Source organism: Streptomyces sp. NPDC015139 (assembly GCF_043079785.1).
GTDB lineage: Bacteria > Actinomycetota > Actinomycetes > Streptomycetales > Streptomycetaceae > Streptomyces > Streptomyces albidocamelliae.
This window is the reverse complement of the sequence record NZ_JBIBUW010000001.1, coordinates 549572-573105: the sequence shown is the minus strand read 5'-3', so window position 1 is coordinate 573105 and position 23534 is coordinate 549572. Positions and strand designations below refer to the sequence as shown.

Annotated in this window: 21 protein-coding genes; 11 read left to right on the top strand and 10 right to left on the bottom strand. The window is 73.6% G+C overall.

The annotated features are described in order from the left end of the window. Positions 1–232 precede the first annotated feature (232 nt). The 4 genes from egtA to egtD are packed head-to-tail and all read left to right on the top strand — an operon-like array spanning position 233 to position 4648. The gene (egtA, locus tag ACF08B_RS02500) at positions 233–1579 is read left to right on the top strand and encodes an ergothioneine biosynthesis glutamate--cysteine ligase EgtA (protein ID WP_392315670.1); all 1347 of its coding nucleotides are present in this window, start codon (positions 233–235) and stop codon (positions 1577–1579) included. Then, on the top strand, positions 1576–2913 hold the full coding sequence (egtB, locus tag ACF08B_RS02495) for an ergothioneine biosynthesis protein EgtB (protein WP_392315669.1): 1338 nt from the start codon (positions 1576–1578) through the stop codon (positions 2911–2913). The genes egtA and egtB overlap by 4 nt, the downstream gene beginning before the upstream one ends. After that, positions 2913–3692, top strand: a complete 780-nt coding sequence (gene egtC, locus ACF08B_RS02490; protein ID WP_392315668.1) for an ergothioneine biosynthesis protein EgtC — start codon at positions 2913–2915, stop codon at positions 3690–3692. The genes egtB and egtC overlap by 1 nt, the downstream gene beginning before the upstream one ends. Then, positions 3689–4648 carry an L-histidine N(alpha)-methyltransferase gene (egtD, locus tag ACF08B_RS02485; protein ID WP_093698236.1) on the top strand — a complete coding sequence of 320 codons (960 nt, stop codon included), beginning with the start codon at positions 3689–3691 and terminating at the stop codon, positions 4646–4648. Before egtC ends, egtD begins: the two co-directional genes overlap by 4 nt. 1 nt (position 4649) lies before the next feature. Here egtD and ACF08B_RS02480 read toward each other — a convergent pair whose 3' ends face one another. Beyond that, positions 4650–5903 (bottom strand): extracellular solute-binding protein, encoded by a 1254-nt coding sequence (locus tag ACF08B_RS02480; RefSeq protein WP_392315667.1) that lies wholly within the window; start codon positions 5901–5903, stop codon positions 4650–4652. A gap of 212 nt (positions 5904–6115) precedes the next feature. On the opposite strand from ACF08B_RS02480, the gene ACF08B_RS02475 reads away from it, so the two are divergent. Then, positions 6116–6328, top strand: coding sequence for a dodecin (locus ACF08B_RS02475; RefSeq protein ID WP_073891141.1), 213 nt, complete (start codon positions 6116–6118; stop codon positions 6326–6328). A 12-nt stretch (positions 6329–6340) separates the two neighbouring features. On the opposite strand, the gene ACF08B_RS02470 is transcribed toward ACF08B_RS02475, so the two are convergent. Next, complete coding sequence (locus tag ACF08B_RS02470) at positions 6341–6832, bottom strand: hypothetical protein (protein ID WP_392315666.1); 492 nt, start codon at positions 6830–6832, stop codon at positions 6341–6343. 110 nt (positions 6833–6942) lie between these two features. On the opposite strand from ACF08B_RS02470, the gene ACF08B_RS02465 reads away from it, so the two are divergent. The 3 genes from ACF08B_RS02465 to ACF08B_RS02455 all read left to right on the top strand — a co-directional run bounded on the left by ACF08B_RS02465 (position 6943) and on the right by ACF08B_RS02455 (position 10620). Then, positions 6943–7950, top strand: a complete 1008-nt coding sequence (locus ACF08B_RS02465; RefSeq protein ID WP_392315665.1) for an LLM class flavin-dependent oxidoreductase — start codon at positions 6943–6945, stop codon at positions 7948–7950. Positions 7951–8028: 78 nt separating this feature from the next. Beyond that, positions 8029–8217 carry an antitoxin gene (locus ACF08B_RS02460; RefSeq protein ID WP_093472766.1) on the top strand — a complete coding sequence of 63 codons (189 nt, stop codon included), beginning with the start codon at positions 8029–8031 and terminating at the stop codon, positions 8215–8217. Positions 8218–8289: 72 nt separating this feature from the next. After that, positions 8290–10620 (top strand): ATP-binding cassette domain-containing protein, encoded by a 2331-nt coding sequence (locus ACF08B_RS02455; RefSeq protein ID WP_392315664.1) that lies wholly within the window; start codon positions 8290–8292, stop codon positions 10618–10620. Between the two features lie 9 nt (positions 10621–10629). Here ACF08B_RS02455 and ACF08B_RS02450 read toward each other — a convergent pair whose 3' ends face one another. The 7 genes from ACF08B_RS02450 to ACF08B_RS02420 form a co-directional block, all read right to left on the bottom strand. Next, positions 10630–11178 (bottom strand): hypothetical protein, encoded by a 549-nt coding sequence (locus ACF08B_RS02450; protein WP_392315663.1) that lies wholly within the window; start codon positions 11176–11178, stop codon positions 10630–10632. A 31-nt stretch (positions 11179–11209) separates the two neighbouring features. Next, positions 11210–11770: a hypothetical protein gene (locus ACF08B_RS02445; protein ID WP_392315662.1), complete on the bottom strand. Its 561-nt coding sequence runs from the start codon at positions 11768–11770 to the stop codon at positions 11210–11212. Between the two features lie 93 nt (positions 11771–11863). Beyond that, entirely contained in the window at positions 11864–12673 is an 810-nt protein-coding gene (locus tag ACF08B_RS02440; protein WP_392315661.1) for a lysophospholipid acyltransferase family protein, read from the bottom strand. Beyond that, positions 12673–13446, bottom strand: coding sequence for a GNAT family N-acetyltransferase (locus ACF08B_RS02435; protein ID WP_392315660.1), 774 nt, complete (start codon positions 13444–13446; stop codon positions 12673–12675). Before ACF08B_RS02435 ends, ACF08B_RS02440 begins: the two co-directional genes overlap by 1 nt. Before the next feature lie 295 nt (positions 13447–13741). Beyond that, positions 13742–14488 carry a succinate dehydrogenase/fumarate reductase iron-sulfur subunit gene (locus tag ACF08B_RS02430; protein WP_392315659.1) on the bottom strand — a complete coding sequence of 249 codons (747 nt, stop codon included), beginning with the start codon at positions 14486–14488 and terminating at the stop codon, positions 13742–13744. Next, positions 14485–16434: a fumarate reductase/succinate dehydrogenase flavoprotein subunit gene (locus ACF08B_RS02425; RefSeq protein WP_392315658.1), complete on the bottom strand. Its 1950-nt coding sequence runs from the start codon at positions 16432–16434 to the stop codon at positions 14485–14487. The genes ACF08B_RS02430 and ACF08B_RS02425 overlap by 4 nt, the downstream gene beginning before the upstream one ends. 1 nt (position 16435) lies before the next feature. Continuing rightward, positions 16436–17107, bottom strand: a complete 672-nt coding sequence (locus ACF08B_RS02420; protein WP_392316022.1) for a succinate dehydrogenase — start codon at positions 17105–17107, stop codon at positions 16436–16438. 119 nt (positions 17108–17226) lie between these two features. Here ACF08B_RS02420 and ACF08B_RS02415 point away from each other — a divergent pair, with 119 nt between their 5' ends. Next, positions 17227–18111 (top strand): LysR family transcriptional regulator, encoded by an 885-nt coding sequence (locus ACF08B_RS02415; RefSeq protein ID WP_392315657.1) that lies wholly within the window; start codon positions 17227–17229, stop codon positions 18109–18111. A 123-nt stretch (positions 18112–18234) separates the two neighbouring features. On the opposite strand, the gene ACF08B_RS02410 is transcribed toward ACF08B_RS02415, so the two are convergent. After that, positions 18235–22032: a CHAT domain-containing protein gene (locus ACF08B_RS02410; RefSeq protein ID WP_392315656.1), complete on the bottom strand. Its 3798-nt coding sequence runs from the start codon at positions 22030–22032 to the stop codon at positions 18235–18237. A gap of 144 nt (positions 22033–22176) precedes the next feature. Here ACF08B_RS02410 and ACF08B_RS02405 point away from each other — a divergent pair, with 144 nt between their 5' ends. Together ACF08B_RS02405 and ACF08B_RS02400 are read left to right on the top strand one after the other, a co-directional pair. Then, entirely contained in the window at positions 22177–22572 is a 396-nt protein-coding gene (locus ACF08B_RS02405; protein WP_392315655.1) for a hypothetical protein, read from the top strand. Further along, positions 22569–23486, top strand: coding sequence for a hypothetical protein (locus ACF08B_RS02400; RefSeq protein WP_392315654.1), 918 nt, complete (start codon positions 22569–22571; stop codon positions 23484–23486). The genes ACF08B_RS02405 and ACF08B_RS02400 overlap by 4 nt, the downstream gene beginning before the upstream one ends. Positions 23487–23534: the final 48 nt, after the last annotated feature.

Below are 23534 nucleotides of genomic sequence, written 5' to 3'. Positions count from 1 at the left end.
CCGTCGTGCTCATACAAGCATCCTGGGTGATCCTGGTGATGCGGTGCAACGGAGTTTCCCACCCCCGGAACGGTCCTCGAACGCCTGCGGAAGGGGACATGACCGATCCGTAAACGCCCGGCGGGGCACTCTTGTGCGATTTGGCGCGAGGGTCTTGGGTGGGACGAGTGTCTGCCATCGGCCCACGACCTTGTGGGCCGATGGCATGGTGGAATCTCAGGAGGATCCCGGCATGTCCGATTCACAGAGCGACGGTGGTGACTGTACGGACCACCGCACCGCCGTCACCGAACCCGAGGTGGAGGCCCTGGTCCGGGGCATCTGCTTCAAGACGGGCCCGCCCCGCGTCCTCGGCGTGGAGCTGGAGTGGCTCGTGCACGAACTGCGGGAGCCGCGGCTCCCCGTGGCACCCGAACGACTCGAGGCGGTCTACGCCGCCCTGCGGGCCGTGGACCTGGGATCGGCGCTCACCGTCGAACCCGGGGGCCAGCTGGAGCTGAGCTCCCTGCCCGCCACCTCCCTGACGGAGTGCATCGGCACCGTCTCCGCCGACCTGGACGCCGTCCGCGCCGTCCTGGCCGAGGACGGCCTCGGCCTCGTCGGCATCGGCCACGACCCCTGGCACCCACCGCGCAGGTTCCTGCACGAGCCGCGCTACGACGCCATGGAGACCTGCCTGGACCGGGGCGGTCCGGCCGGCCGTCACATGATGTGCGCCTCGGCCTCCGTCCAGGTCTGCGTGGACGCCGGCCACGAGGAGCCGGGCCCGCTGGGCCACGCGCGGCGCTGGTGGCTGGCGCACCACCTGGGCGCGGTGCTGCTGGCCGCGTTCGCCAACTCCCCGCTGATCGGGCAGCGGCCCACGGGCTGGATGTCCACCCGGCAGCTGATGTGGATGGAGATCGGCACGGGCCGGGCGGGCGGCCCCCCGCTGGACGGGGAACCGCGGGCCGTGTGGGCCCGGCACGTACTGGACTCGCCGGTGATGTGCGTCCGCGGCGACGGCGGGCCGTGGGAGGTGCCCGACGGGCTCACCTTCCGGGAGTGGACCCGTTCCCGGTCGCCCCGGCCGCCCACCCGGGCGGACCTCGACTACCACCTCACCACGCTGTTCCCGCCGGTCCGGCCGCGCGGCCATCTGGAACTGCGCATGATCGACGCGCAGCCCGGGGACGACGGCTGGATCGTGCCCCTCGCGGTGACGGCGGCCTTGTTCGACGACCCGGAGGCGGCCGAGACCGCGTACCGGACGGTGAAGCCGCTGGCGGAGCGGGCGCTGAACCGGCCCGCGCCGCACAACCCGCTGTACACGGACGCGGCCCGGTACGGCCTCGCGGACCCGGAGCTGCGGGACACCGCGGCTGCCTGTTTCACGGCGGCGCTGGAGGCCCTGCCCAGGATGGGGGCCACCACCGAGGTCATGGACGCCGTGGCGGCGTTCGTGGACCGCTACGTCGCCCGGGGCCGCTGCCCGGCCGACGATCTGCTGGACCGGCTGCACGACGGGGAGCCGGCCCGGCACCGGCACGGCCCCACCGGGGGCACGCCCCTCTCCCACGGGAAGGACATCCGCACATGACCGCCCCCGAGACCGACGCCACGACCGGCGAGACCGACCCCGAGGCCCTGCGCAAGCGGGCGCTGGCCTCGCTGATCACCGCACGCGAGCGCACCACGCTGCTGACCAGCTGCGTCGACGACCCGGACCTGACCGCCCAGCACTCCCCGCTGATGTCGCCGCTGGTGTGGGACCTCGCGCACATCGGCAACCAGGAGGAGCAGTGGCTCCTGCGGGCGGTCGGCGGCCGGGAGGCGATGCGCCCGGAGATCGACACCCTGTACGACGCCTTCGAGCACCCTCGGGCCGAGCGGCCCTCGCTGCCGCTGCTGCCGCCCGCCGAGGCCCGCGGCTACGCGGCCGAGGTGCGCGGCCGGGCGCTGGACCTGCTGGAAGGGGCGGACTTCCACGGCACCCGGCTGACCGAGGCCGGTTTCGCCTTCGGGATGATCGCCCAACACGAACAGCAGCACGACGAGACCATGCTGATCACCCATCAGCTGCGGAAGGGGCCGCAGGCCCTGACCGCCCCCGACCCCGAGCCGGTGCCGCTGTTCACCGGTCCGGTCGAAGTCCTGGTGCCGGGCGGCCCGTTCACGATGGGGACGTCGGCGGAGCCGTGGGCGCTGGACAACGAACGCCCGGCGCACCCGCGGGAGGTGGCGCCGTTCTGGATCGACACGACACCGGTGACGAACGCGGCGTACCAGGCCTTCATCGCGGACGGCGGCTACGACACCGAACGCTGGTGGACGCCCGAGGGCTGGGCGCACGTCCGGAAGCACTCCCTCACGGCTCCCCTGTTCTGGCGGCGCGACGGCGACCACTGGCTCAGGCGCCGGTTCGGCATCACGGAACAGGTACCGCCCGACGAGCCGGTGCTGCACGTCTGCTGGTACGAGGCGGACGCCTACGCCCGCTGGGCCGGGCGCCGGCTGCCCACCGAGACCGAGTGGGAGAAGGCCGCACGCCACGACCCGGCCACCGGGCGCTCCCGGCGCTACCCGTGGGGCGACGCCGACCCGGCGCCCGAGCACGCCAACCTGGGCCAGCGGCACCTCAGGCCGGCTCCGGCGGGCAGCTACCCGGCCGGTGAGTCCCCGCTGGGCGTACGGCAGTTGATCGGTGACGTGTGGGAGTGGACGGCGAGCGACTTCCTGCCGTACCCGGGGTTCAGGGCGTTCCCGTACAAGGAGTACTCGCAGGTGTTCTTCGGCTCCGACCACAAGGTGCTGCGCGGCGGTTCGTTCGCCGTGGACGCGGTGGCCTGCCGGGGCACCTTCCGCAACTGGGACCACCCGATACGCCGGCAGATCTTCTCCGGGTTCCGCACCGCCCGCTCGGAGGCCGTCTGATGTGTCGTCACCTGGCCTATCTGGGGCCCGAGGAACCGCTCGGCCGGATCCTGACCGAGCCCCCGCACAGTCTGTTCCGCCAGTCGTGGGCACCGCGGCGGCAGCGGTACGGAACGGTCAACGCCGACGGGTTCGGGGTGGGCTGGTACGCCCGCGAGGACCCGGTCCCGGCCCGCTACCGGCGGGCCGGGCCGATCTGGGCGGACCTGTCCTTCGCCGACCTGGCCCGGGTGGTGCGTTCCGGCGCCGTGCTCGCGGCCGTACGCGACGCGACCCTCGCGGGAGCGGACGCGGAGGCCGCCGCCGCGCCGTTCGCGGCGGGCCGGTGGCTGTTCAGCCACAACGGGGCGATCGCGGGCTGGCCGGACTCCGCGGCGTCCCTGGTCTCCGCGCTGCCCCCGGTCGACCTGCTCTCGTTCGAGGCCCGCAACGACTCGGCGTTCGTCTGGGCGCTGGTGCTGCACCGGCTGCGCAGCGGCGACGACCCCGCCACGGCCCTCGGCGAGACGGCCCGCGCGTTCGCCGAGGCGGCCCCCGCCTCCCGGCTCAACCTGCTGCTGGCGGACGGCGGGACGATCGCCGCGACCGCCTGGGGCGACACCCTCTGGTACCGGACGGAACCCGGCCGGGGCACGGTCGTCGCCTCCGAGCCGTACGACGACGACCCGCTGTGGCAGGAGGTCCCCGACCGCACCGTGCTCACCGCGAACAGCACCGACGTGCTGCTCGCCCCGCTGGAGGACCCGGCGGCCGTCCCACCTAAGGAGCCCTGTTCGTGAGTCCCCTGCACGTCACCCGCACCCTCCCCGAGGACGCGACCGACGCCGCGCTGCGCGCGGACGTCCAGCACGGCCTCACCGCGAACCCCAAGTGGCTGCCGCCGAAGTGGTTCTACGACGCGCGCGGCAGCGAGCTGTTCGAGCAGATCACCGAACTGCCCGAGTACTACCCCACCCGTGCCGAGCGGGAGATCCTGGCCGCCCGGTCCGGGGAGATCGCCGCCGCGAGCGGTGCCCGCACGCTGATCGAGCTGGGCTCGGGCTCCTCGGAGAAGACCCGCTTCCTGATCGACGCGCTCGCACCCGGGACGTACGTCCCGGTCGACGTCAGCGAGAGCGCCCTCACCCAGGCCGGAGAGGCGCTCATCGGTGAGCGTCCGGACCTCGAGGTCCACGCGCTGATCGCCGACTTCACCGCTCCGCTGGCCCTGCCGGCCACGCCGGGCCCCCGGCTGGTGGCCTTCCTCGGCGGCACGATCGGCAATCTGCTGCCCGCCGAACGCACCGCGTTCCTCGCCTCGGTACGCGCCCTGCTCTCCCCCGGCGACACACTGCTGCTCGGCACCGACCTGGTGAAGGACGAGCGGGTACTGGTCCGGGCGTACGACGACGCGGCCGGGGTGACGGCCGCGTTCAACAAGAACGTGCTGGCCGTCGTGGACCGCGAGCTGGGCGCCGACTTCGATCCGGACGCCTTCGACCACGTGGCCCTGTGGGACGCCGAGCACGAGTGGATCGAGATGCGGCTGCGCTCCCGCATCGCGCAGACCGTGAAGGTGCCCGCGCTGAACCTCGCCGTGGACTTCGCGGCGGGCGAGGAGCTGCGCACCGAGGTGTCGGCCAAGTTCCGCAAGGAGGGAGTGGCGGCCGAACTCGCCGCCCAGGGGCTGGAGCTGACGCACTGGTGGACGGACGAGCAGCGGCGCTTCGCGCTGTCGCTGAGCGTGCTGCGGTGAGTCAGAGGTCCGGGGTGAGCGACTCGGTGATCTTCCGGGAGGCACGCCGGGCCTCGGTCGCCGGGTCCGCGCCCTGCAGCACCCGGGTCATGTACTCCTTGATGGGGTTGTCCGCCTCGACGTCGGCCCACTGAGGGGTGTTGGGGGTCGCCCTGCCGTGCGCCGCGCCCGCGGCCATGGCGGCGACCCCCTCCTCGTCCGCGACCGCGCCGGCCAACGTGGTCTTGTTGGGCACGTAGTTCATGGTGCGGGCGAGTTCGGTGTCCCATTCGGCGCCGGTGAGGGCGCCGACGACGGCGGTCGCGGCGAACTGGTCCCCGGTGTTCTCCGGCACGACCAGGTCGGAGCCGCCGGTGAACACGGTGCCGGGCCGGCCCGCGGTCCTGCCCGGCACCGGGAAGAAGCCGAGCTTGCCGCGCAGGTCCGGGTTCTGCCGCACGATCGCCTGGGCGAGGCCCGGTACGGCGACGATCTGCGCGACCTTGCCCGACGCGAACACCCCTGCCTGGGGCGGGTGTTCCTCGTCGGCGTCCACGGGCCCCTTGCCGAGCGCCTGGAGCCGTCGGTAGAAGTCCATCCCGCGCAGCGCGGCCGGGGTGTCGAGGGCTCCCCGCCACTCGTGGTCCTTCTCCCGGGCGAGGTCGCCGCCCTCGTCCCAGATGAACCCGGAGAGGGTGTACCAGTCCTGTCCGGCGAGGTAGATGCCCTGGTCGTCGCCGGAGTCGAGCTTCTGCGTGTCGGCGAGCCATTCGTCGCGGGTGCGCGGCGGGCGGGCGATCCCGGCCTGCTCGAACAGGTCCTTGCGGTAGATGACGACGCGGTTGGCCGCGTACCAGGGGACGCCGTACTGCTTGTTGCCGTCCTTGCCGGGCTGGGCGAGGCCGGGCAGCCACTTCTCCTTGCCCCAGTCGCGCATCGACTCCAGTGTGAGGTCGGCGAGCCGGCCGCCGTCCGCGTACAGCGGCACCTGGGTGTTGCCGACCTCGATGACGTCCGGGCCGTCGTCGGAGCCGGGCTCGAGGGCCTTGCGGACCTTCTCGACGATGCCGGTCCATTCCTGGATGCGGATGTCGAGGCGCAGGTCGTCGTGGGTCTTCTCGAAGTCCTCGGTGAAGCGCTGGAGGAACTCCTTGGAGGCGCTGTCCTTCATCAGCCACACGGTGACGGTCTTCCGGTCCTGCTCGCCGGGGAGCATCCCGCAGGCGGTGACGAGGGATCCGGTGACGCAGAGGAGGGCGAGCAGGCGACGTCTCACGAGGGGTCCTGTTCTGTCGTGCACGGGGCTGCGGACAGGGCTGGGGGCCCGACGTGGGGGGACGAGCGCGGGCGCTCGTACGGGTGTGCTGGATTTTGGTATGGACCAATGCGACGGGTCAAGGGCTACGCACGGTAGGCGTGCGATCGCCGTGCGGTCCGGCCGCGGATGGGGCACCGTGGAGTACGCCGCGACACGAGAGGAGCACCCCCATGTCGAACCACACCTACCGGGTCACCGAGATCGTCGGCACCTCGCACGAGGGCGTCGACCAGGCCATCCGCAACGGCATCGCCCGAGCCGACCAGACCCTGCGCAACCTGGACTGGTTCGAGGTGACGCAGGTGCGCGGGCAGATCGAGAACGGCCGGATCGAGCACTACCAGGTGGGCATGAAGGTCGGCTTCCGCCTCGAGGACGAGTGACCCGTCCGGAACTCAGGTGCGGCCCTCCCGCTCCTGCGCGTCCTGGAGGGCGGCCGACTTCGCGGCCCAGCGGGCCCGCACCACCTCGAACCCGGCGCGTTCCGCGTCGTCGCACACCAGCTCGTCGTCGTCCACGAGGAACCGGACCTCGCGGTCCCGGGCCAGCCGGCGCAGGGTCGCCACCTTGGTGAACCGCGCCGGTCTGCGGTCGGCGTCGCGCCGCATGTGGAGGCGGCCCTCGGGCAGACCCTGGGCCGCGAGCCACTCCAGGGTGTCCCGGCGGCAGCGCTCGGGGCGGCCCGTGAGATAGACGACCTCGCAGTCCCGGGCGCTCTCCAGGACCAGCGCCACCCCCTCGGCGAGGGGCGGATCGGCGGGCGCGGCGGCGAAGAAGCCGTCCCAGTCCTTGGGCCGGCTCTCCAGGAAGTGCTGGCGATGGGCGGTGTCGGCCAGGGTGTTGTCGAGGTCGAACACGGCGATCGGGCGCCCGGTGTCGTCGGTCATCCGGCCACCCTAGCCAGCCGCCCGGCAGGCGGGCGACGGGTCCGCCGGCGTCCGCGCGCCGATCGTTTCGGACTTGGGAATCCCGGGCGCGTCAGGGCGTTGACACCTGCGTGAGCAGCACAGTGATCTCCCGGACCCGGTTCTCCGTCCTCGACCGCTCCCGCACCCGCGAGGGGCACCCGCCCGCCGAGGCGCTGCGGGACACCGTCGCGCTGGCGCGGGAGACGGAGGCGCTCGGGTACCACCGCTTCTGGGTGGCCGAGCACCACGGCGTGCCCGGCGTCGCCGGTTCGGCGCCCACCGTGCTCGCCGCCGCGGTCGCCGCCGCGACGCGGACGATCCGGGTCGGCACCGGCGGGGTCATGCTGCCCAACCACCGGCCCCTGGTCGTCGCCGAGCAGTTCGGGGTGCTGGAGTCGCTGTTCCCCGGGCGGATCGACATGGGCCTCGGCCGCTCCGTGGGCTTCACGGACGGGGTGCGCAGAGCCCTCGGCCGGGACAAGGAGGACGCCGGGGACTTCGCCGCGCAGCTGGGCGAGCTGCTGGAGTGGTTCACGGGCACGTCACCGACCGGTGTGCACGCCCGCCCGTCGGAGGGCCTGCGGGTGCCGCCGTTCGTGCTGGCGATGGGTGAGGGCGCGCGGATCGCGGCCCGGGCGGGCCTGCCCATGGTCATCGGCGACCTGCGCGGCCGCGAGAAGATGCTGCGCGGCATCGACGAGTACCGCTCGTTGTTCCGCCCCTCCCCCTGGACGGCCGAGCCGTACGTGGTGATCTCGGGCACGGTCGCGGTCGCGGACACCGAGGAGGAGGCCCGGCGGCTGCTGGTGCCGGAGGCCTGGTCGATGGCGTACTCCCGGACGCACGGCACCTTCCCGCCGCTCGCCCCCGCCGAGGAGATCGAGGCCCGCACGATGACCGCGAAGGAGCGGGAGTTCTTCACGGCCGGACTCTCCGGTCACGTCGCCGGCACCCGGGAGCAGGTCGCCCAGGAGCTGGAGACGGTCCTGAAGGAGACGGGGGCCGCGGAGGTCCTGGTCACCACCAGCAGTCACGACAGTACGGCGCTGGTCGGCTCCTTCCGCGGGCTCGCCGCCCTCTTCGCGCCGGAGGGCTGAGGCCCGCGCGCCGAGATGCGGACCCGGCCCGCGGCGGTGACCCTGGAAGAGCAGCCGCAACCGATGAGGAGGCTTGCCATGTCCTTCATGGACAAGATCAAGGGCATGCTCAAGGGTCATGAGGGCATGGCCGACAAGGGCATCGACAAAGGCGGCGACTACGCCGACCAGCGCACCGGCAACAAGTACCAGTCGCAGGTCGACACCGCGCAGGACAAGATGAGGGACGAGTTCGGCACCCGCCAGGACCGGCCCCCGCAGTCCTGAACCAACCGGGGGGCGGGCTAGAATCGCGGGGTTTGTCCCCGCCCCGGCAGGCCCGTACGGAGTGTCCCCCCGATGCACAGCCCCCATGACCCGTACGTCCGCGTCCGTGCTGCGCGCGAGCACAACCTCAAGGGCGTCGACGTGGACGTCCCGCGCGACGTACTGGCCGTGTTCACCGGCGTGTCCGGCTCGGGGAAGTCGTCGCTGGCCTTCGGCACGATCTACGCCGAGGCCCAGCGGCGGTACTTCGAGTCGGTCGCGCCGTACGCGCGCAGGCTGATCCACCAGGTCGGGGCGCCGAAGGTCGGCGAGGTCACCGGCCTGCCGCCCGCGGTGTCGCTGCAGCAGCGCCGCTCGGCCCCGACCTCGCGTTCGTCGGTGGGCACGGTGACCAACCTCTCCAACTCCCTGCGCATGCTGTTCTCGCGCGCCGGGGACTACCCGCCGGGCGCGGACCGGCTCGATTCCGACGCGTTCTCGCCCAACACGGCGGCCGGCGCCTGCCCCGAGTGCCACGGCCTCGGCCAAGTGCACGGCACCACCGAGGAGTCGCTGGTCCCGGACCCCGCCCTGTCGATCCGCGAGGGCGCGATCGCCGCGTGGCCGGGCGCCTGGCAGGGCAAGAACCTGCGGGACATCCTCGACACACTCGGGTACGACGTCGACCGGCCGTGGCGCGAGCTGCCCGCCGGGGAGCGCGAGTGGATCCTGTTCACGGACGAACAGCCCGTGGTCACCGTCCATCCGGTCCGCGACGCCGACCGGATCCAACGGCCGTACCAGGGCACGTACATGAGTGCCCGGCGGTATGTGCTCAAGACGTTCGCGGACACCAAGTCCCCGACGCTGCGGGCGAAGGCGGAGCGTTTTCTGACCAGTGCGCCCTGTCCGGCCTGCGGGGGCAGCCGGCTGCGGCCCGAGGCCCTGGCGGTGACCTTCGACGGCCGCACCATCGCCGAGCTGGCCGCGCTGCCGCTGAGCGGCCTCGCCGGACTGCCGGAGGGCGGCACCGAGGCGGCCCGGGTCCTCATGACGGACCTCAGGTCCCGGATCGCGCCGGTCGTCGAACTCGGCCTCGGCTACCTCAGCCTCGACCGCTCCACCCCGACCCTGTCGGCGGGCGAGCTGCAACGCCTGCGGCTCGCCACGCAGTTGCGCTCGGGGCTCTTCGGCGTGGTGTACGTCCTGGACGAGCCGTCGGCCGGGCTGCACCCGGCGGACACGGAGGCCCTGCTGACCGTGCTGGACCGGCTGAAGGCCGCGGGCAACTCGGTGTTCGTCGTGGAGCACCACCTGGACGTGGTGCGCGGCGCCGACTGGCTGGTGGACGTGGGGCCCGGCGCGGGCGAGCACGGTGGACGGGTGCTGTACAGCGGACCGCCGGCGGAGCTGGCGTCCGTCGAGGAGTCGGCGACGGCGGCGTTCCTCTTCGACGAGTCCCCCGGTCCGGCGCGCGAGACCCGCACGCCCCGCGGCTGGCTGCGGGTGGGCCCGGTGACCCGGCACAACCTGCGGGCGGTCACGGCCGAGTTCCCGCTCGGTGCGTTCACCGCCGTCACCGGTGTCTCCGGCTCCGGGAAGTCCACGCTGATCGGCGAGCTGACGGAGGACCTGGCGGGGGTGGACCGCCTGGTCCGGGTGGACCAGAAGCCGATCGGGCGCACCCCGCGGTCCAATCTGGCCACCTACACGAGCCTGTTCGACGTCGTGCGCAAGGTGTTCGCCGCCACCGAGGAGGCACGGGCCCGCGGGTACGGCGTCGGCCGCTTCTCCTTCAACGTGGCCGGCGGACGCTGCGAGACCTGCCAGGGCGAGGGGTTCGTCAGTGTCGAGCTGCTGTTCCTGCCGAGCACGTACGCGCCGTGCCCGGACTGCGGCGGCGCCCGCTACAACCCCGAGACGCTGCGGGTGACGTACCGGGGGCGGAACGTCGCGGAGGTGCTCGGTCTGACGGTGGAGGCGGCGGCGGAGTTCTTCGCGGACATCCCGGCCGCCGCCCGCAGCCTGGGCGCGCTGCTCGACGTGGGCCTCGGCTATCTGCGGCTCGGCCAGCCGGCCACCGAGCTGTCCGGCGGTGAGGCCCAGCGCATCAAGCTGGCGAGCGAGCTGCAGCGCGGCCGCCGGGGCCACACCCTGTACCTGCTGGACGAGGCGACGACCGGCCTGCACCCGGCCGACGTGGAGGTGCTGCTGGAGCGGCTGCACGGGCTGGTCGACACGGGGCACACGGTCGTGGTCGTCGAGCACGACATGACGGTCGTCGCGGGCGCCGACTGGGTCATCGACCTGGGGCCGGGCGGCGGGGACCGGGGCGGCCGGATCGTGGCGGCCGGGCCGCCGGACCGGGTGGCCCGGGCGGAGGGCGGCGCGACGGCCCCCTACCTGGCCCGGGTCCTGCCCTGACGGGGCCGCTCAGGTGCTGAGCAGCCGGTTGAAGAAGGAGCGGTAGCGGCGCAGCGCACCGCGCAGTTCCTCGGTGTCCACCTTCTCCCCCTGGCCCCACTGGCTCTCCAGGTCCTTCTTGTGCTGGGCGAAGGTGGAGGCGAGGGTCTGCATGACGTCCGCGACCAGGGTGTCGGCCTCGTGCACGGCCTCGCGGGGGTCGTCCACGAACCTGCCCTGGATCTCCTGCCAGCGGTCGCGGAAGCCGCGTTCCTCGTCGTCCGTCAGCAGCTGCGGCATCTCGTCGTCCGGGGCGCCGGCGGCCCGTGAGGTCCCGGCCGAGGCCAGGGACTCGGTGCCGGTGCCGGTGTCGGAGCCGGTGTCGGAGCCGGTGCCGTCGGCGGCGGAGTCGCCGTCCGGGCGTCCGGTGCCGGCCGGCGCGGTGCTCTCGCCGGGGTAGACGGGGGCCCCGGTGGGAGGCGCCTCCCGGTCCGCGCCCACGCCGCCGGCGGCGGGCTGGGCGAGGTCGTCGGTGGACAGGCCACCGGTCGTGCGGTCGGTCTCGTCGTTGCTGGGCATGGGTTCCCTCCATGCGGGGACGGGGTCTGCGTCAGGTGCGGGAGGGCTGGGCGCGGCCCCCGCCGTCGGCCAGCAGTTCGTCGAAGAGCGCCCGGTAGTGCACCATGGCGCCCCGCAGTTGCTCGGTCGTCGCGCGGCTGCGGGTGGAGAGGCCCTCCACCTCGTGCGCGGCGCGGTAGTGCTCCAGGGTGCGGCCGTGCTCCACCGACAGGTCCCTCATCTGCTGCTCGAACCCCTCGGTGGGATAACCCCGTTCGTGCATGAGCGAGGTCACCAGCCGGTCGGCGTCGTGCACCGCGTCCACCGGACGGTCGACGAACTCCTGCTGGACGCCGGTCCACTCCTGTGTGTAGCGGTCCCGGGCCGCGTCGGGCAGTGGCTTGATCTCCAGCGCGTCGTGACGCCTCTCGCGCGACCTGAGCTCACGCTCGGCGGCGAGCCTGCTGTCGGATCCTTCGACGGTCCGTTCGTACTCCGGGCCGAAGCGATCACGCAGATGACGGCGCCGCCTGAGCATCGAGACCGCCACGGCGACCAGGACGAGCACCACCACGATCGGGATGACGATCGCCAGAAGCGTTCCTGTTGACATGGGCACACCCTCCTCGGGGAGTAGTGATGTGCCCCATACAAGTGCCCCTTTGGTGAGAATCTATCCACTTATGTTCTGGTCCGCGGTCGGGGGTCAGGCGACCAGTGCCGTATGGGTCCAGGTGGGTTCCGCGGGGGTTCCGGGCTCCGCCGCGCGGGCCAGCGAGCGGCGGTCCGGGTGGCCGGCCGCCGGGATCAGGGGGCGCACCTCCACCTCGGCCACCAGCCCGCGGGCCGTCGCGACCCGCCACAGCGAGGCGAACAGGGTGTCGTCGCCGACGAACGCCGCCGCCGTGGCCGCGCGGCCCTGCGCGGTGCGGTAGCTCAGGCGGACCGGCTGGACCGGGACCCCGGCGTCGAGCGCGGCCTGGAAGACGGCGCGGCGGAAGTGCCCCTGGGCCCGGCCGCACCAGGTGCTGCCCTCGGGGAACGCCGCGACGGCGGCGCCGTCCCGCAGCGCCCCGGCGACCCGGGCGACCGTCGCGGGCAGGGCGCGCAGCCGGTCCCGCTCGATGAACAGGGCTCCGCCCCGCCCGGCCAGCCGGCCGGCCACGGGCCAGCGCCGGATCTCGTCCTTGGCCAGCATCCGGGCCGGCCGGACCGCGGCGAGCAGCGGGATGTCCAGCCAGGAGATGTGGTTGGCGACCAGCAGGACGCCTCCTTCCGGCGGGACCGCCCCGGTGATGCGGACCTGGACGCCGATGGCCCGCACGACCGTCCGGGACCATCTCCGCACCCAGTCCGCGGGGATCCGCGCGCCGAACGGGGACAGCAGGACGCCGGCCAGCACCAGCACCACGACGGCGGTCAGCCGCAGCACCGCGCGGGGTACGGCCGCGGCGGCACGGGCCTGCTCCACACAGGCGCCCGGGGTGCAGGGCGCGCTGGGCAGCCAGACGCTCATCAGGCCGGGACGAGGGAGAGGAAGTGCCGCAGATAGCGCGGGTTGACCCGGCGCATCGACAGCAGCACGTACAGGTCGGCGACCCCGAAGTCCGGGTCGTGCGCGGGCTCACCGCACACCCAGGCGCCGAGGCGGAGGTAGCCGCGCAGCAGGGCCGGCAGTTCGGTGCGCCCGGCCGGAGCCTCACCGTTCGGGGTCCAGGGCAGCAGCGGCCGTACCCGGAACTCCTCGGGCGCCAGATGCTTGTCGCGCACCCGGCCCCAGGTCGCCGTGGCGAGCGCGCCGCCGTCGGCGAGCGGCACCGAGCAGCAGCCGGCCAGCCACTCGTGGCCACGGTCGACCATGTACCGGGCTATGCCGGCCCAGATCAGGCCGATCACGGCGCCGTCGCGGTGGTCGGGGTGCACGCAGGAGCGGCCGACCTCGACCAGCCCGGAGCGGACGGGGGACAGCGCGGAGAGATCGAACTCGCCCTCGGAGTAGAGCCGGCCGGCGACGGCGGCCCGCTCCGGCGGCAGCAGCCGGTAGGTGCCGACGACCTCGCCGGTGCCGCCGTCCCGGATGAGCAGGTGATCGCAGTACGCGTCGAAGGCGTCCATGTCGAGGCCCGGGTCCGGACCGTCGAGCCGGGCACCCATCTCCCCGGCGAACACCTGGTGGCGCAGGCGCTGCGCGGCCCGGACGTCGTCCTGGTCCCGGGCGAGCGACACGAGGTATCCGGAGCCGTCGGGCGGGCCGGCGAGGGCGGGGGGCGAGGCGGGCATGGCGGTCATGGGGGTCTCCTGCGCCGAGCGGATGCATGACGAGATCTGCACCTGCTTTCTTCCGCGACAGGCTGGCCTCGGCGTGACCGGCGCGGGACCCGTGGATGTGCGGCTGCTGAATGACGGACGACGCGGCACGCGGCGGCGGGGCACGGCCCCCTCGCCGGAGCCGTGAGGATGCCTGGTGGGACCGGGTCGAGCACCTGACCCGGTCCCACCCGCCCGCCCTGGCGGCGAACGTCTCTCCTTCGGCCGGCCGCCGGGGCCCGCTCTCGGGCACCCGGGGACAGCCGTTTCGGCAGGGCTACCGCCTCACCTTGCGGTTGGCCCGCAGCCACTCCTTGTTCATGCTGGTGATCGACATCAGGGGGATGCCCTTGGGACAGGCCGTCGCGCACTCCCCCGTCAGCGTGCAGCCGCCGAACCCTTCGGCGTCCATCTGCGCGACCATGTCCAGCACCCGGGTCTCCCGCTCCGGCGCGCCCTGGGGGAGCACATTGAGGTGGTTGACCTTGGCGGAGGTGAACAGCATCGCCGCCCCGTTGGGACAGGCGGCCACGCACGCGCCGCACCCGATGCACTCGGCGTGCTCGAACGCGAGGTCGGCGTCGGCCTTCGGCACCGGCGTGGCGTGCGCCTCCGGTGCGGAACCGGTGGGCGCGGTGACGTACCCGCCGGCCTGGATGATCCGGTCGAAGGCGGACCGGTCCACCACCAGGTCCTTGATCACCGGGAACGCGGACGCCCGCCACGGCTCGATGTCGATGGTGTCGCCGTCCCGGAAGGACCGCATGTGCAGCTGGCAGGTGGTGGTCCGCTCGGGGCCGTGCGCGTCGCCGTTGATGACGAGCGAGCAGGCGCCGCAGATGCCCTCGCGGCAGTCGTGGTCGAAGGCGACGGGTTCCTCACCGGACAGGATGAGGCGCTCGTTGAGGACGTCCAGCATCTCCAGGAAGGACATGTCGGACGAGATGCCGTCCACCTCGTAGGTGGCCATGGCTCCTTCGGCGTCGGCGTTCTTCTGCCGCCAGACGCGCAGGGTGAGCTTCATGCGTAGCTCCGCTGGGTGGGGTGGACGTACTCGAAGACGAGGTCTTCCTTGTGCAGGACGGGCGGCTCGCCGGTGCCGGTGAACTCCCAGGCGGCCGCGTACGAGAACGCGTCGTCCCGGCGTGCCGCCTCGCCGTCCGGGGTCTGGGACTCCTCACGGAAGTGACCGCCGCAGGACTCGGCGCGGTGCAGCGCGTCGAGGCACATCAGCTCGGCCAGCTCCAGGTAGTCGACGATCCGGTTGGCCTTCTCCAGCGACTGGTTGAACTCCTCGCCGGTGCCGGGCACCTTGATGCGCCGCCAGAACTCCTCGCGGATCTGCGGGATGCGCTCCAGGGCCTTGCGCAGTCCGGCGTCGGTGCGTGCCATTCCGCAGAACTCCCACATGAGCTCGCCGAGTTCGCGGTGGAAGGAGTCCGGGGTGCGGTCGCCGTCCACGGCGAGCAGCAGGTGGAGCCGGTCCTCGGTCTCGGCGAGCACCTCCTGCACCGCGGGGTGGGCGGCGGTGACGGCCTCCTGGTGCGGGTTGCGGGCCAGGTAGTCGTTGATGGTGGCCGGGAGGACGAAGTAGCCGTCGGCGAGGCCCTGCATCAGCGCGGACGCGCCGAGCCGGTTGGCGCCGTGGTCGGAGAAGTTGGCCTCGCCGATCGCGAACAGGCCGGGGACGGTGGTCTGGAGGTCGTAGTCGACCCAGAGTCCGCCCATCGTGTAGTGCACGGCCGGGTAGATGCGCATCGGCACCTCGTACGGATCCTCGTCGGTGATCCGCTGGTACATGTCGAAGAGGTTGCCGTACTTGGCCTCGACGGCCTTACGGCCCATGCGCCGGATCGCGTCGGCGAAGTCGAGGTAGACGCCCTGGCCGCCGGGGCCGACCCCCCTGCCCTCGTCGCAGACGTTCTTCGCGGCGCGGGAGGCGATGTCGCGCGGGACCAGGTTGCCGAAGGACGGGTAGATGCGCTCCAGGTAGTAGTCGCGCTCGTCCTCGGGGATACGGTGCGGCGGCCGGTCGTCGCCCTCGGCCTTCGGCACCCAGATACGGCCGTCGTTGCGCAGCGACTCGCTCATCAGCGTCAGCTTGGACTGGTGGTCGCCGGTGCGCGGGATGCAGGTCGGGTGGATCTGGGTGAAGCAGGGGTTGGCGAAGTGGGCGCCGCGCCGGTGCGCCCGCCAGACGGCGGTCGCGTTGGAGTTCATGGCGTTGGTCGACAGGTAGAAGACGTTTCCGTAGCCGCCGCTGGCGAGGACGACGGCGTCGGCGAAGTACGTGTCGATCCTCCCGGTGATCAGATCGCGCGCCACGATTCCGCGGGCCCGGCCGTCGACGACGATCAGGTCCAGCATCTCCGTGCGGGGGTGCATCTCCACGTTGCCCGCGGCGATCTGCCGGGACAGCGCCTGGTAGGCGCCCAGCAGCAGCTGCTGGCCCGTCTGGCCGCGGGCGTAGAAGGTGCGGGAGACCTGGACGCCGCCGAAGGAGCGGGTGTCGAGCAGGCCGCCGTACTCGCGGGCGAACGGCACGCCCTGGGCCACGCACTGGTCGATGATCTCGACGGAGATCTGGGCGAGCCGGTGCACGTTCGACTCCCGCGCCCGGAAGTCGCCGCCCTTGACGGTGTCGTAGAAGAGGCGGTGGACCGAGTCGCCGTCGTTGCGGTAGTTCTTCGCCGCGTTGATGCCGCCCTGCGCGGCGATGGAGTGGGCCCGCCGCGGGGAGTCCTGGTAGCAGAACTGGACGACGTGGTAGCCCTGTTCGGCGAGCGTGGCGCCCGCCGAGCCGCCGGCGAGTCCGGTGCCCACGACGATGACCGTGTGCTTGCGCCGGTTGGCGGGGTTGACCAGCTTCGCCTCGAAGCGGCGCTTGTCCCAGCGCTCGTGGACCGGCCCGGAGGGGGCCTTGTCGTCGACGGCCGGGGTTCCGGTCGTGTAGTGGACGTAGTCGGTCATGTCAGCTCACCACTCCGGTCATGACGCCCACGGGTACGGCGATGAAGCCGGCCGTGAGCAGCAGCGCGAGGATGTCGGCGACGGCCTTGAGGGCGCGGTCGCGGGTGCGGCTGCCGACGCCCAGGGTCTGGGCGGCGCTCCAGAAGCCGTGCCGGATGTGCAGGCCGAGCGCGAGCATCGCGACGATGTAGACGGCGTTGCCGTACCAGGTGGAGAAGGTGTCCACGACGTTCTGGTACGGGTGGCCCTCCTGGAAGCCGCCCGGGTGGACGGTGCCCGTGGTCAGGTCCAGCAGGTGCCAGACGATGAACAGGCCCAGGATGATCCCGCCCCAGCGCATGGTGCGGGTGGCGTAGCTCGCCCTCGGCTTCTTGTGCACGTACTTGGCCGGCCGTGCCTTGATGTCGCGGCGGCTGAGCTGGTAGGCGGACGTGGCGTGGGCGACCACGGCGGCGACCAGGACGATCCGGATGAGCCAGAGCGTCCACTCGTAGTGCATGAAGGGTTCGCCGACGGTGCGCAGCCAGTGCGCGTAGTGGTTGAACTCGCCCGCGCCGAAGTAGATCTTCAGATTGCCGATCATGTGCGCTACCAGGTACAGCAGCATGATCACGCCGCTGACGGCCATCACCGTCTTCTTGCCGACGGTGGAGTCCCACACCGTGCGCGCCATGGACGGCCGTCGGTCCGTCCGCGTTGCCAGAACCATGGCATTGACGCTAGGTCCCCGGAACCCGATCGGTCCAAGACATGGTCCGGCTCGTTTCCATAGGCGGAAGCTATCCTGACTGGATGCAGTTCCAGCAGCTCCATTACTTCGTGGCCGTCGCCGAGACCCGGCACTTCACGCGGGCCGCCGAGCTGGTCCATGTCGCCCAGCCGTCGCTCTCGCAGCAGATCAAGGCGCTGGAGCGGGAGCTGGGCGCCGATCTGTTCCAGCGTGCCCGGGGCAACATCACGCTCACCGACGCGGGCGAGGCCCTGCTGCCGCTGGCCCGGCGGATCCTGGCCGACGCGGACACCGCCCGCTACGAGGTGCAGGAGCTGGCGCAGCTGCGGCGCGGCCGGGTCCGGCTGGGGGCGACGCCGAGCCTGTGCACGGGTCTGCTGCCGGATGTGCTGCGCGCCTTCCACGACCGGTACCCCGGCATCCAGCTGCTGATCGAGGAGAGCGGCTCGCACGACCTGGTGCGGGAGCTCGCCCGGGGCGCCCTCGACCTGGCCCTGGTGGTACTGCCGCTGCCTACGCCGTCGCCCGCGCTGACCACGGTGGAGCTGCTGCGCGAGGACCTGGTGGTGGTGTCCTCGCCCGAGGCGCCGGCACCCGGTGGGGGCGGGCGCTCCGTGCGCGTCGCCGACCTGGAGGGTGAGCGGCTGGTGATGTTCCGGCACGGGTACGACCTGCGGGAGCTGACGGTGGCCGCGTGCCGCGCGGAGGGCTTCGAGCCGGACTTCGCGGTGGAGGGCGGCGAGATGGACGCGGTGCTGGGGTTCGTGCGCGCCGGCCTCGGCCTGGCCGTCGTACCCCGCATGGTCGCGACGCGATCGGGACGCGGACTGCGCGTGACCCCGCTGGCGCGCCCCGGCCTCCACCGCACGATCGCCCTGGCCCACCGCAGCGATGTGGCTCCGCCTCGGGCGGCCCGGGAACTGCAGCGGATGCTGGTGGAGCGGTGAGGGCGGGGGTGCGCGGGTGCTGCCGCCGGATCGCCGGTGGCGAGGTGTCGGTAGCCGGCCGCCGTCGCCGAGGTGCTGGGCACGGGCGTCGGTGCTGAGGCGCCGGCCGGCCGGTGGCGGGGCTCAGGCGCCCGTGTGCAGGTAGGCCGCCCAGCGGGTCGGGGTCGCCGGGTAGGCGTCGCGGACGGTGCGCTGCGCGTGGTTCAGGGCCTGGGCCGAGACCGTGGTGTCCGGGAGGGCGGTGCCGTCCGCGGTGAGGACGGCGTAGAGCTCGCGGGCCATGCCGGGGGTGTCCGGGGCGTGCCACAGGGACCCGACGACCCCCCGGAATCCGGCCAGTTGGAACGCGGCGGCCAGATGCATCGGCTCGTCCGGCAGTCCGGGGTGCGCCTCGGCCGTGCTGCACGCGGAGAGGATGGCCAGCGCGCCGTGGTCCAGGGGGGTGTCCTGGATCTGTCCCGCGGTCAGGGTCTCCCCCCGCCCGAGGTGCAGGCCGCCTCCGCGCAGCAGGCCGAGGTCGATGTCGTTGTCCCCGTGGCAGGCGAAGTGGACCAGGGTGTGGTCGCGCAGGGCGGCCGTCACCGTGGCGAGGTCGGCCTCCTCGCCGAGCAGCAGCCGGGCGCCGGGCAGCGCGTCGAGCACGGTGCGGGCCTCCCGTTCGGCCAGGGGCAGCGGAGGGCCGTGCCGGCTGTGCGGCACGGCGACGACGAGCGAGCTCGGCCGCTGTCCGCCGGCCGGGGCGCCGGACACGTCCCGCAGGGAGTGGGCCAGCGCCCCGAGGGTGGGGGTGTAGGACGGAGTCACCCGGTCGATGACGGTGGGCGGGGGTTCGGCCGCCGGGTCCTGGGCACGGGCCGCGGCCTCGGCGGCCGTGCGCGGGTGGTGGCCGGCCGCGTGGAGGGGGAGCCGCACCACCGGCCCCACCGGGCACCACCACAACCGCGGCTTCGGGCGGCCCGGTGGGGCCGTGCCGAGCCGGGCCAGGACGGGCGAGGTCACCTCGTCCCACAACCAGCCCAGGATGTCGTGCAGTTCGGACTGCGCCGCCTCGCGGCGGTCCGGCCCGGCGGTCGAGTCCACCGCGTCGCGCAGGGCCGTCCTCAGCTCGGCGATGTGCGCGCGTGCCGCCGTGCCGGTCAGGCCCGGCAGCGGAATGTGCTCGACGGGTTCCGCGGGGTCGGCCGGGACGAGCAGGGCGTAGCCCTGGGAGCCGTGGGTCAGGACGTACGCGACGGCCGCTCCGGCGGTCGCGGCGCGCAGGGCGGCGAGCGGCCGGGAGCCCGTCAGTTCGGCGAACCGCGGATCCGCGGACAGGACCTCGACGATGCGGTCCCGTTCGGCGGCGAGCCTGCGGGTCTGCGCCGCGTAGTCGGAGCGCGGGTCCCAGCTGTGGGTCGAGTCCGTCGTGGTGCGGCCGAAGCGGTGCTGGGTGACCGCGTTGACCTCGATGCGTCCGACGTTCGCGAAGAAGTCCGCGGTGGCCAGGTGCCGGTCGATCGTCTCCAGGCGCTCGGCGGCCGCGGGGTCGATTCTGCGCAGTTCCGCCCGGTGCCGCCACGACATGATCGCCTGCCCGTAGAGGATGGCGCGGCCCTTCTCCAGCAGTTCCACCGCGTGTCCGGGGCGGCCGGCCTCGATCGCCGCGATCGCGGCCTGCACGGCCAGTTCGGGTGCTCTGCGGGCGATGCCCTTGCGGACCGGACCCGCGAAGGAGCGCCGGGCCAGTGCCGGCACCTCCGCGAGAGCGGCCTCCAGTGCCCGCAGGGCGTGCTCGGGGTCGCCCGCGGCCCGGGCGAGGGCCGCGCGCTTCTCCTGCGCCTCGAACCGCAGCGATGTGGTGAACCGTTCGTCCTGGGCGACCTCGTCCCAGGCGGTCAGGGCTTCGGCGCGCAGCGCCGTGTCCGGGCGCGGATCGGACGCCGTCAGGTCGTACAGCGCCGTCGCGGCGCGCGCGAACAGCAGCAGGCGCGTGGTCCGGAACCAGTCGCCGTCCGCGGTGCGGGCCGCCGCGTCCCTGGCCAGGCCGACCGCGTCCTCGAGGGTCGGGCGGTCGCCGGTCTCCTGGTACCGCCGGTACAGCACCTGGCTGATGGAGCTGGTGAAGCGGGGCAGGTCGGGGTGGTCCGCCGGCAGCCGGGCCAGCCCGTCCCGGTAGAGCCGCTCGGCCTCGGTCAGCCGGCCCACGGCGTCCTGACCCTCGCCCAGGGTGTAGTGGTCGGCGAGGTTGAGCAGCAGTTCGTGCTTCCGCGGGTGGTCCTCGGGCAGCGCGTCGGCGGCCTCGTGGGCGAGGGCGAGTGCCTCCTCCGCCAGTTCCCGGTCCTCCGCGTAGTGGGCCAGTTCGCTGAGCGCGCCCGCCAGGTTGGACGTGCGGAACGGACGGAAGGGTTCGTCGTCCGGCGTCAGCGCCAGGGACTGTCTGCGGATGTCCACCGACTCCGCCAGGAGCGTGCCGTCCGACAGCACGTTGGCCACGCGGACCGTCAGCACGGCCAGCCGCTCCAGCAGGAGGGGCGTGTCGGGGGCGTCGGCCAGAAGCGCGGATCTGGCCCGTCTGGCGTCGGCCAGCGCCTCCTCCACGAGGCGCTCGTCGGGCCGGGGGGACGCCTCGGCCGCGAGGTAGAGGGTGGCTTCGGCCAGCACGGTGAGTGCCCGTCCGGCGAGCCGGTGCCCGGGCGGCACGGCGTCGGCCGCCTGCACGGCCCACACCCGCGCCTGGTCGGGCGTGGCGCCGTCCCCGCCCTCCAGCCAGACGTGCATCTCCGTCTGGGCGGCCAGCAGCAGGGCGCCGGGACGGTCCTCGTCGTGGCCGGGCACCGCCGAGACCAGGGCCAGCGCGGCCTTCCGCCGCTCGGTCCACGGGGCGTCCGCGTCCTCGGCGGTCGCCCACCAGGCACGGTGGCGCTCCTCAATCCCGGGTGCGTACGGCACCGCGGGCTCGCCCAGCACGGCGGCGACCGTCTCCGCACCGAGCCGGGGCACGGCCCGCGCCTCCAACTGCGCCAGCCATTCACGGTGTTCGGGGCCCCGGCGGTCGTCGGGGTGCGTGGCCCGCACCAGGTCGCGGGCCGCGGTCAACGCCTCGGTGAGGATCTGCGGCGCGCCGGTGGCCTCGTGCCGTGCGGTCAGAGTGGTCACCAGGTCGCGTGCGTGGTGCAGCGCGGGCGGGGTGCACCGGCCGGCCGCCTCGACGGCCCGGCGCAGATCCTGGACGGCGCGCTCCAGGCCGGTGGGGTCGGCCTCGGGGTCGTACCGGGCGGTCGCACAACGGGCTTTGATCAGCAGCCGGTTGGCGAGATGCGGATCGTGTCGCACCTCCTGCCGGGCCGTGGTCTCGACGGCGAGGCGGGCGGCCCGCTCGGCCTCCGCCCGCCAGGAGCGGTGGGCGCCGAGGTCGCCGAGCAGCAGGAGCAGATGGGCGTGGTCGGTGAGGAGAGCGGCCCGCTCGCGCGCCGACAGGCCCTTCTCCTTGAGCCACCGTCGCTGCAGGTCCAATGCGGTGTCCAGGGCGGAGAAGTCCCGCTGGTCCTCGAACCGGCCCATGAGGAACTGGAGTTGATCGACGCGGGCCGGGCCGAGGGCGATCGGCTCCCGCTCGCCGTCCGCGCTCTCCCGGCCCCCGCGCCGCGGCCACCGCCGGCCACGGCGCGCCGCGTCCGCCTTGCGCAGGTTCTCGCGCAGTGCGTCGGGCAGCGGCGGCTGGCCCTCCGGTACGCGGTCCAGCAGACCGGCGAGCTGGACGGCGGCGCGGAATTCCAGCAGGCCGTTCACGCCCGGCAGATGGAGGTAGCGGTACCAGCGGAGCAGCGCGAGCCGGGCGGTGTCCGCCGCGTCCGCGCCGGGCGGCGGCGGCAGCGTGGCCGGAGCCAGGGACGGCAGGTCCCGGCCGTCACCGGTGTGCAGATACCGTTCCAGATCCTCCATCGCCTCACCCCCGTACACCCGCTGAACGATCCTTCGCCCTCCATGGTTCCCCGCCGTCCCGTGTCCACCACCGTCCGTGACCGGTACGTTGATCCCGCCGGCCACGGGAACGGCTGTGGCGCGAGGGAGTTCGAGGAGCCGTCGATGGACGAGATCGCGGAGCGGCTGGCGCGGCTGTGCGCGCAGGCGGGGGACGACGGACTGCGGGAGCGGGCCGAACGCTACGGCGTGGGCGAGGCGCTGACCCGGCTGGGCCAGGCCGCCCGGGCGGGCAGTCGCACGGCCGCGGTCACCGCGGACCTGGACGCCCTGGACGACGCCTTCGCCCGGCACGGCATCGACGGGCTCACGGTGGGGCCGCGCGGCTTCGAGCCGCTGCGGGGCGGGCGCGCCCATCCCGTGGTCACGGTGTGGGGCTGCCCGGCCGAGGCGTCCTGCTCGCGTCTCGAACCGCAGGAGCGGCAGCTCGGGTCGCGGACCCCGCCGCCCGCGTGCGCACTGACCGGCACCCCGCTGGTCTCCCGGAGGAAACGGCTGTGATCACGGTCCTCGCCGAACTGGGCAAGCAGATGGCGGGCCGCTGGGCGGCGCTGCTCGTCCTGCCGGGCGCCTTCTACGTGTCCACCGCGGCCGTCGCGGTGCTGCTCGGCCACGGGCACGCGCTCGACGCCGGGGTGCTGGCCGCCTGGCTGGACTCCGTCGCCGCCGCTCCGGCCAGCGGCCGCTTCGGGACCGTGCTGATCGGCGCCGCCGGGTTCACCGCCGTCTCGGCCGCCGCCGGTCTGGCCGCCGCGGCGGCGGCCCAGCTCGTGGAGCGGGTGTGGTGGGCCTCCGGCGAGGAGCCCCTGCTGCGCACGCTGGCCGCCTCCCGCGGACGGCGCTGGCAACGGGCCGAGGAGCGGGTGGCCGCCGCACTGCGGGAGTTCACGGCGTCCGGCGGTACCCCGCCGACGGCGCAGGCGCTGCGGGCCGCGATCGCGCGACGCGACGCGATATGCCCGGAGCCCGCCTCCCGGCCGACCTGGATGGGGGACCGTCTGTACGCCGTGGACGAGCGGGTGCACGACACCTACCACCTGGATCTGACGGCCGCCTGGCCGCGGCTGTGGCTGCTGGTGCCGGACGCGGCACGCGCGGAGCTCTCCGAGGCGCGGGCCGGTGTCGGGGCCGGCGCCCGGCTCATGGGCTGGGGCCTGCTGTATCTGCCGATCGCCGTGGTGTGGTGGCCCGCCGCCGTTCTCGCCGCCGGCGTCCTGATCGCCGCCCGCCACCGCGCCCGGCTCGCCGTCGGCGTGCAGGCCGACCTCGTGGAGGCCGCCGTCGACCTGTACGGCCGCGATCTGGTGGTGCGGTTGGGCATCGACTGCCCGGGCCGGCTGGGCCCGGCGGAAGGCGACACGGCGACCAGCCTGCTCCGCAAGGACCGCACGGACCTGTCCCGATTCGGCGACTGAGGCACGGCGGCGACGGCGTGCTTCCCCCACCCCTGACGCCCTGGCCCT

Excerpts from the sequence above, each read along its gene's own strand:
- egtA (WP_392315670.1), top strand. The coding sequence starts at position 233 with ATGTCCGATTCACAGAGCGACGGTGGTGACTGTACGGACCACCGCACC.
- egtB (WP_392315669.1), top strand. The coding sequence starts at position 1,576 with ATGACCGCCCCCGAGACCGACGCCACGACCGGCGAGACCGACCCCGAG.
- egtC (WP_392315668.1), top strand. The coding sequence starts at position 2,913 with ATGTGTCGTCACCTGGCCTATCTGGGGCCCGAGGAACCGCTCGGCCGG.
- ACF08B_RS02475 (WP_073891141.1), top strand. The coding sequence starts at position 6,116 with ATGTCGAACCACACCTACCGGGTCACCGAGATCGTCGGCACCTCGCAC.
- ACF08B_RS02470 (WP_392315666.1), bottom strand. The coding sequence starts at position 6,832 with ATGACCGACGACACCGGGCGCCCGATCGCCGTGTTCGACCTCGACAAC.
- ACF08B_RS02460 (WP_093472766.1), top strand. The coding sequence starts at position 8,029 with ATGTCCTTCATGGACAAGATCAAGGGCATGCTCAAGGGTCATGAGGGC.
- ACF08B_RS02455 (WP_392315664.1), top strand. The coding sequence starts at position 8,290 with ATGCACAGCCCCCATGACCCGTACGTCCGCGTCCGTGCTGCGCGCGAG.
- ACF08B_RS02450 (WP_392315663.1), bottom strand. The coding sequence starts at position 11,178 with ATGCCCAGCAACGACGAGACCGACCGCACGACCGGTGGCCTGTCCACC.
- ACF08B_RS02445 (WP_392315662.1), bottom strand. The coding sequence starts at position 11,770 with ATGTCAACAGGAACGCTTCTGGCGATCGTCATCCCGATCGTGGTGGTG.
- ACF08B_RS02440 (WP_392315661.1), bottom strand. The coding sequence starts at position 12,673 with ATGAGCGTCTGGCTGCCCAGCGCGCCCTGCACCCCGGGCGCCTGTGTG.
- ACF08B_RS02435 (WP_392315660.1), bottom strand. The coding sequence starts at position 13,446 with ATGACCGCCATGCCCGCCTCGCCCCCCGCCCTCGCCGGCCCGCCCGAC.
- ACF08B_RS02430 (WP_392315659.1), bottom strand. The coding sequence starts at position 14,488 with ATGAAGCTCACCCTGCGCGTCTGGCGGCAGAAGAACGCCGACGCCGAA.
- ACF08B_RS02425 (WP_392315658.1), bottom strand. The coding sequence starts at position 16,434 with ATGACCGACTACGTCCACTACACGACCGGAACCCCGGCCGTCGACGAC.
- ACF08B_RS02420 (WP_392316022.1), bottom strand. The coding sequence starts at position 17,107 with ATGGCGCGCACGGTGTGGGACTCCACCGTCGGCAAGAAGACGGTGATG.
- ACF08B_RS02415 (WP_392315657.1), top strand. The coding sequence starts at position 17,227 with ATGCAGTTCCAGCAGCTCCATTACTTCGTGGCCGTCGCCGAGACCCGG.
- ACF08B_RS02410 (WP_392315656.1), bottom strand. The coding sequence starts at position 22,032 with ATGGAGGATCTGGAACGGTATCTGCACACCGGTGACGGCCGGGACCTG.
- ACF08B_RS02405 (WP_392315655.1), top strand. The coding sequence starts at position 22,177 with ATGGACGAGATCGCGGAGCGGCTGGCGCGGCTGTGCGCGCAGGCGGGG.